Origin of the sequence: uncultured Thiodictyon sp. (assembly GCF_903946935.1) — a bacterium.
Taxonomy (GTDB): domain Bacteria; phylum Pseudomonadota; class Gammaproteobacteria; order Chromatiales; family Chromatiaceae; genus Thiodictyon.
On sequence record NZ_CAJAXH010000196.1, the window covers coordinates 68,876 to 75,747 of the forward strand.

General features: G+C 62.4%; 7 protein-coding genes. 5 read left to right on the forward strand and 2 right to left on the reverse strand.

Going from position 1 to position 6,872, the window contains the following annotated elements:
• Positions 1-32 precede the first annotated feature (32 nt).
• Complete coding sequence (locus QZX93_RS16510) at positions 33-857, forward strand: SfiI family type II restriction endonuclease (protein WP_295385351.1); 825 nt, start codon at positions 33-35, stop codon at positions 855-857.
• 16 nt (positions 858-873) lie between these two features.
• Here QZX93_RS16510 and QZX93_RS16515 read toward each other — a convergent pair whose 3' ends face one another.
• A complete protein-coding gene (locus QZX93_RS16515) occupies positions 874-2,190 on the reverse strand; it encodes a site-specific DNA-methyltransferase (RefSeq protein ID WP_295385349.1) in 1,317 nt (438 codons plus the stop codon).
• A gap of 27 nt (positions 2,191-2,217) precedes the next feature.
• Positions 2,218-2,604 (reverse strand): helix-turn-helix domain-containing protein, encoded by a 387-nt coding sequence (locus QZX93_RS27430; protein WP_366760555.1) that lies wholly within the window; start codon positions 2,602-2,604, stop codon positions 2,218-2,220.
• Between the two features lie 167 nt (positions 2,605-2,771).
• Between QZX93_RS27430 and QZX93_RS16525 the strand changes: the two genes are divergently transcribed.
• From QZX93_RS16525 to QZX93_RS16540, 4 genes are all read left to right on the forward strand, one after another.
• A complete protein-coding gene (locus QZX93_RS16525) occupies positions 2,772-3,611 on the forward strand; it encodes a thymidylate synthase (RefSeq protein ID WP_295385347.1) in 840 nt (279 codons plus the stop codon).
• Positions 3,612-3,623: 12 nt separating this feature from the next.
• Positions 3,624-4,640 (forward strand): protease SohB, encoded by a 1,017-nt coding sequence (gene sohB / locus QZX93_RS16530; RefSeq protein WP_295385345.1) that lies wholly within the window; start codon positions 3,624-3,626, stop codon positions 4,638-4,640.
• 108 nt (positions 4,641-4,748) lie between these two features.
• Positions 4,749-5,150, forward strand: coding sequence for a hypothetical protein (locus tag QZX93_RS16535; protein ID WP_295385343.1), 402 nt, complete (start codon positions 4,749-4,751; stop codon positions 5,148-5,150).
• A gap of 498 nt (positions 5,151-5,648) precedes the next feature.
• Entirely contained in the window at positions 5,649-6,770 is a 1,122-nt protein-coding gene (locus tag QZX93_RS16540) for an NACHT domain-containing protein (RefSeq protein WP_295385341.1), read from the forward strand.
• Positions 6,771-6,872: the final 102 nt, after the last annotated feature.

The window sequence follows — 6,872 nt, forward strand, 5'->3', positions numbered from 1 at the left end:
GGTTTTCTAATCTCAACATCGGAGCGGCGCTCTTGGTCAACGACTATCACGGACTGTCCCTCGATCAACTGGAGTTGCTGGAGAAGCAGACCCTGCGCACCATCGTACAAGCGCTTCAGCAAGCCTCCGCAGAGGCCAAGGATGTGTTCGAGAATACCAGAGCCCGTTCCGACACAGAGGTAATCGTCCTCGCGGAAGATCTCGCGCGCTCGTCCCTACAGGCTGCCGAGTGTTTCCCTATTCGCTACCGCTTTCGAGGCTTTATCGACTACAAGCAGACACGTTGGGCATCAACCCCCTTTGGCCTCATTCCGCAGGTACTGCTTGTCGACGCGAAGGCGTCGACAGAGAACAACCGGGAGACATTGCAGCAGTCGCAGTTGCCAATGCACGCTGAATTTCGGGGAAAAAACGGTAGCGTCGAAAGCCTTGATCCAGGAGTTCCTCTCGACGTCGATATCCCGTCCGAACAGGGCAATGCAATTATTGCTGTCACGAGTTCATTTTTTGTTCATTTTTGGTATGAAAAACTCAAAGAAAAATCGTTCGCCGACGAGCCGCCATACCGTCGACTGAAGGCGATCTATATCCTGGCGGTTCCGCACGGCACGCTAAAGGATCGGTACAACCCCGATCCGGACACGACCTTCTTCGGCCAAGGCAAGCACTCACCGAAGCGAGAAGAGGAGCCCCGCATTCGGATCTATTTCTCAAGATTCAAGAGTATGTGTCCTTGGCGCCTGCAAGAACTATCGTTCAATCAGGATGCGGGTATCGCAGGGCCGAGCAAAGGGGTCTGGCGCGACTTGGACGAACATGGTAACGAGACCATGACGCCATTTGAGTGGATGAGGTAGTATCAGTATTGATATATTACCTAAGCGCCGGGCTCCCGGCAGCGTTCTTCCTGTGCGCGACCTTTATCCTCGACCTATAGCTCCAGTCAGCAGCCATCGTTGCCTCGAAGCGGTTTGCCATGTAGATTACGAGTTCGGGATCTAGGTCGATCCCAACGAAGCGCCCCCCGAGTTCCAGTGCGGCAGCACCGGTCGTTCCGGTGCCCGCAAATGGATCGAGCGCCACCCCGCCTGACGGCAGCGTAGCCCTCAGCGCCCAGCGCGCTAACTCTTGAGGCATCATCGCAAAATGCACCTCTGAGCCCCGTGCGTTCGGCAGATCGATCACATCACCGGGATTTCGCCCGTTAGGGTGGTTCCTAAAAATATTGACGTCGGTCTCAACTGCCATCGCATCGTCGAACGTGCCATCAAGATCGAGCAGTGTCGACAGTTCCTCCCAGGTCTCTGGGGGTGGAAGTCGCGAACCGATTCGATCGGTACGAAAATAGTGGCGCGTCCGCTCGAATGGTTGCTGGATCTGCGCTGCGACCCACTTAATACTTTCTCCTTTTCTCTCGAGTGCAGTGCGAAGGTAGGCTGCGAGTTCAACGGGATCTGGTGCATTCGGCCGACGCGTCACCTCCTGTAGACCGTCAATCGTAGCCCGATGGCGCGGAGAGGAGAGCCATTTCCGTAAATCTGCCTTACCATACGCCTTCCCCTTATTTGAACCGTCCTCGGCGCGACGACGCTCCACCGCATCGCTGGTAGCATGCGAAACCCGAATCGCGTCTAGGTTGAAGTAGTAGCGCTCGCAGTTGGTAAGCAAAAATAGGGGCTCCCATGTGTTCGACAAGCGGTCCCTAACGCTTGATGGCATTGCGTTGGTTTTTCGCCAGGCTACAACATTCCTCACCCACCAGCCGGCATCTTCAAGGGCGATGGCGACGCGGAAAGGAACAAGGGAAAGTTGCTTGCACCGCTTCCAGCCAGTCTTCGGGGGTAAGCCATTCTCTGTAATCAATTGGTTGAAATAGGTGTCCCCAAGATTCAACCATGCGGAGCCCCCAGGAACCAACACACGCTTGACCTGATCAAATACGCGCACCAGACGGCGTACATAGTCCTCAAGCGGCTCGGAACCGATCTGACCATCGAGTTCGTAGTCACGGACGTTCCAGTAGGGAGGGGATGTGACCACCGTGTTTACACAACTGCTCGGCAAGCTGGAAAGTTGATCTACGGCATTACCATGAAGGATCGCTACCTGCTCCGACGAAGCACAAGCGCGTCGCTCTACCTCGCTCCAGCGCGAATGGTCAACTGCGACAAATTTCTCATGCCACTTCACTAAAAACTCCTCCTACAACGAAGATTGTCACTGCTCAGAATCGAGGTTCAAATGTAGCTGATGCGACTGCTGTGGGTTATCCGCTATCCATCTCAGAACCTCCGATTTCCGATACCGGTAAGAGCGCCCAACTTTTCCGTAGGGCACGCCCCCGAACTTTCGCAATCGCCATAGCGTAGTCCGCGAGATGCCCAATAACTCACGAAGCTGAACGTCTGTAAGTAACTCGTCAACAGAAAGGTCTAGGGTCGACATTTTAGGAAGCGGGCCGTGAACCATTTTGAAACATAGATTAACACAAAGCATCGTCTTGCAACCGCTGGCGGCGATGTTACGGCACGTCAGGTGGGCATGCACAGCCTGCCGACCGGGCGCGAATGCTGAGGTCCGTGCCGACTGAAAGATACCATCCATGGCGCAGGATTACTGCGCCCCGGCGGAGTGGCGAGGGCTGGCCCTCGCTCTAGTGGTTATGGCTAGCCTCACGAGGCTCGGGCAGCCCGCCCACCACCCGGTAAATTTGTATCTCCCCGCCCTTCGTGGTTATCTTAACCGCTGACTCAGCCCCCACCGGAGAACCGATGCGTCAGTATTTGGACCTGCTGCAAGACGTGGTCGACCACGGCAGCGATAAGCCGGATCGCACCGGCACCGGCACCCGCTCCGTGTTCGGGCGCCAGGTGCGCTTCGACCTGAGCCAGGGCTTTCCGCTGCTCACCACCAAGCGCGTACACTTGAAAAGCGTCGTCCACGAACTGCTGTGGTTCCTGTCCGGCTCCACCGACAACGCCGCACTTCAGGCCAGCGGGGTCAGCATCTGGGACGAGTGGGCGGCGCCCTCCGGCGACCTGGGGCCGATCTACGGCGCCCAGTGGCGCAATTGGCGCTGCCCGGACGGGCGCGCCATCGACCAACTCGCGGAGCTGATTGAGACCATCCGCGCCCGCCCGGACTCGCGCCGTCTGGTGGTCTCCGCCTGGAACCCGGCGGACCTACCGGACGAGACCCAAAGCCCCCAGGCCAATGCCGCGGCCGGGCGCATGGCGCTCGCCCCCTGTCACTGCCTGTTCCAGTTCTATGTGGCGGACGGCCGGCTCTCCTGCCAGCTCTACCAACGCAGCGCCGACCTCTTCCTTGGCGTGCCATTCAACATCGCCGGCTATGCACTCCTCACCCACCTGATCGCGCAGCAGTGCGACCTGGAGGTCGGCGACTTTGTACACACCTTTGGCGATCTACACCTCTACCGGAACCACCTCACCGATGACATCGTCTTCACCCAACTCGCCCGCGCACCGCGGGCACTGCCGCGGCTACACCTCAAACGGCGCCCGCCGAGCCTCTTCGACTACACCTTTGACGACATCCAGGTGCTCGGTTATGAGCCCCATCCGGGGATCCGCGCACCGATCGCCATCTGAGTGGAGAACGCCATGATCGAGCTGCTGCTCAACTATTTATTGTTTCTGGCCAAGACGGTCACGCTGGTGGCTGGCGTCGGATTGGTGCTGATCCTCGCGCTGCGCGCCCGCCGGGGCGGTGCAGACGACGGCGAGCACCTGGAGATCCTGGATCTGAACGATCGCTACAAGGACTTGGAACACGCACTCAAGGAGTCGTGCCTCAGCAAGAAGGCCTACCGCGCCCACGTCAAGGCCGAGCGTAAACGCGAGAAGGCCCGGGAAAAGGCCAAGACCGAGGAGCGCAAGCGGCTGTTCGTGATCGACTTCAACGGCGACCTGCGGGCCACCGAGGTGGCCGCGCTGCGGGTGCTGGTCACCACCATCCTGCTGAATGCCCGCACGGGCGACGCGGTGCTGGTGCGGATCGAGAACGCGGGCGGCACCGTCCACGAGCACGGGCTCGCCGCCTCCCAACTCGCCCGCCTGCGCGCCAAGGGGATCCACCTGACGGTCGCGGTGGACAAGGTCGCCGCCAGCGGGGGTTATCTCATGGCCTGCGTGGCGGATCGCATCGTCGCCGCGCCCTTCGCCATACTGGGCTCCATCGGCGTGCTGGCCCAATTGCCCAACTTCCACCGCCTGCTGGAGCACCATGGCGTGGATTTTGAGCTGCACACCGCCGGTGAGTACAAGCGCACCCTGACCCTGTTCGGCGAGAACACCGACGCGGCCCGCCAGAAGCTCCAGCAGCAATTGGAAGAGACCCACGCACTGTTTAAGGGTTTTGTGAGCGAATACCGCCCGGCACTGGATCTGGGACTGGTGGCCACCGGCGAGTATTGGCACGGCACCCAGGCGGTGGAACTGGGCCTAGTGGATGCCATCCAGACCAGCGACGACCTGCTGCTCGCCGCGAGCGAGGACCACGATCTGCTGCAACTCAAGTACACAGTACACAAAAAACCGATCGAGCGGCTACTGGCCAGCCTGCAGGGCGGCCTTGAGGGTGCCTTGACGGGACGGCTGGGGGCGTGGCTCGGGCGATAAAATTTGGCCGCCGAGGTTGCAGGGTTGCCAGAAGCCTTCTAATCTCAGTGGGCGCGGCCTCGACCGCAACCTGCCGCGTCACCACTGACCCGTTAAAGGAGACCGAAGATGAAGCAGCTCAATCTCAGATTCGCCCTGATTTCACTGACGTCCACGGCACTCTGCGGCGTTTTGGCCGCAGGCCCGGCCGCCGCCGCGAACTCGCCCTGCAAGGGCCTGGACCAGGCCCAGTGCGCGGCCACCGCCGGCTGCGGCTGGACCAATGAATACACCCGCAAGGATGGGAAAACCGTCGCCGCCTATTGTAAGAAGGTCGGCAAGCAAGACGCCGCAGCGACCAAGGACAAGACGCCCGCGGCGCCACCCGCTACCAAGGCGCCGATGACCCCGCCGGCACCCGCCGCCAAGGCACCGATGGCTCCGCCGGCACCCGCCGCCAAGCCGCCGATGGCCCCGCCGGCGCCCGCTGCCAAGGCACCGGGTAACGGCTCGACTCCCATGCCCAAGTAATCGATCTCTTCTGGCTCCGACGCTCCCGCGTCGGAGCAAGTGCGGGCGCTGGGCGTCCAATGCCAAGAACGGACGCGGAGCGCCCGCACGGCATTCCCACGCTGGAGCGCCACTGCCATTTAGTTAAGGATTTCCCGCTCGCCCTGAGCTTGTCGAAGGATGAACGGGAAATCCTTAACCTGCTGGACCCTTGAACCTAAACCCGGGAATTGCTCACGCCAAGGCGCCAAGCTCGCCAAGAAATACAATCGGGTAGAGCCGCTATCCAGATCACCCTCCGGGTGACTGGCGCCACGCTAATAACGCACTGAAAAGCCTTGGCGAGCTTGGCGCCTTGGCGTGATAACTGCTCTTTCCAGGTCGACGCGTAGTGCAGCGATTCCTATTGTTGGCGCCACCACCCCCGCCGCCCGCAACGCATTTAATCCTGTAAGATCGCACCCCGACCGCCGCGGGCGGGCGATTCACACCGATAATCCTGATCATCCGGGGGCGCGCATGGATTGGATGGCTTGGTGGCAACCCGTGGCGGGCTGGTACGCGGACGCCCGCGCTTGGCTCGACCGGCCGGACGTCGCGGTCGCCTTCTGGACCGGGCTCGTCTACACGCTGCTCGCCATGCTCATCGGATGGCTGCTCCGTAATATCCCCCGCGGCCTCGGCCGCTTCCCGACCCTGCTCGGCACCCTCATCGGCCAGCGCCGCACAGGCCCGCTGGAGACCGCGCTGGCCGCCTACCGCAAGCGCCTGCGCGCCCGGACCTTCGAGCTGCGCCACGCCTGGATGAAGGACGGCCAGACCCTGGGCGAGATCATGGTCCCGATCTCGGTCGCGGTGCCCGGGGACGGCGGCGGGATCGAGAACCTCCCGGCCGTTCTGACCCAGCTCTTCGCCGCCCCCCGCGCCGCGGCCCAGGCGACGGCCCCGCGGATCGCCATCGTCGGCGACCCCGGCAGCGGCAAGAGTGTCGCCCTGCGCCTCATCGCCCGCGACGGCTGGGACCTGCCCAGTTCCGCACCCGGTGCCGGCCCCGAACGCCCCGGCCTGGTCCCGGTCCTGTTCAGCTTCGCCGACCTGCGCGACGCCGGGCTCGACCTGCCCAAGGCACTGGTGAGCGCGCTGCGTCGCCACGGACTGGTCCTGCCCCCGGGCGCCGCGGGCACCGATCCCCTGCCCGACTGGGTCGCCGCCGCGCTCGCCGCGGGCCGGCTGCTGGTCCTGATCGACGCACTCGACGAGTTGGACCTCGCCGACCGCGCCCGGGCCGCCAGCGCGCTGAACGCCGCCATCGGCACCTGGCCGCACGCCCCCTTCGTCATCACCTGCCGCACCGCCGCCTGGCAGGACCAGGTCCAGGACCCGCGGTGCATCCGTATCGACATGGCCCCCTTCCACCCCGCCGCCATCCGCCAGTTCGTCGGCCGCTGGCGCTTCGCCCCGCCCAAGTCCGCGGGCGAACTGCTGCGCGTCATCGCCCGTCAGCCCCATGTCGCGGACTTGGCGCGCAACCCGCTCATGCTCACCATCGTCTGTTACCTCTACGACCAGCCCAAGTACCGGCTGCCGGACAACCGCGCCCAGTTCGGCCTTGATCATAAATCCGGCCAAGACCTAGCGTAGGGCTTGGTGAATCACCGCAGGAGAGCGGCAGGACCCGCGAAATTGTGTACCCTTGGAAGTGCAAACAAACCGAGGGTGAAGCACCATGTTCGAAGGTCCTGC

Coding starts and splice junctions, on each gene's coding strand:
- QZX93_RS27430 (WP_366760555.1), bottom strand. CDS start 2,604: ATGGATGGTATCTTTCAGTCGGCACGGACCTCAGCATTCGCGCCCGGT.
- QZX93_RS16525 (WP_295385347.1), top strand. CDS start 2,772: ATGCGTCAGTATTTGGACCTGCTGCAAGACGTGGTCGACCACGGCAGC.
- sohB (WP_295385345.1), top strand. CDS start 3,624: ATGATCGAGCTGCTGCTCAACTATTTATTGTTTCTGGCCAAGACGGTC.
- QZX93_RS16535 (WP_295385343.1), top strand. CDS start 4,749: ATGAAGCAGCTCAATCTCAGATTCGCCCTGATTTCACTGACGTCCACG.
- QZX93_RS16540 (WP_295385341.1), top strand. CDS start 5,649: ATGGATTGGATGGCTTGGTGGCAACCCGTGGCGGGCTGGTACGCGGAC.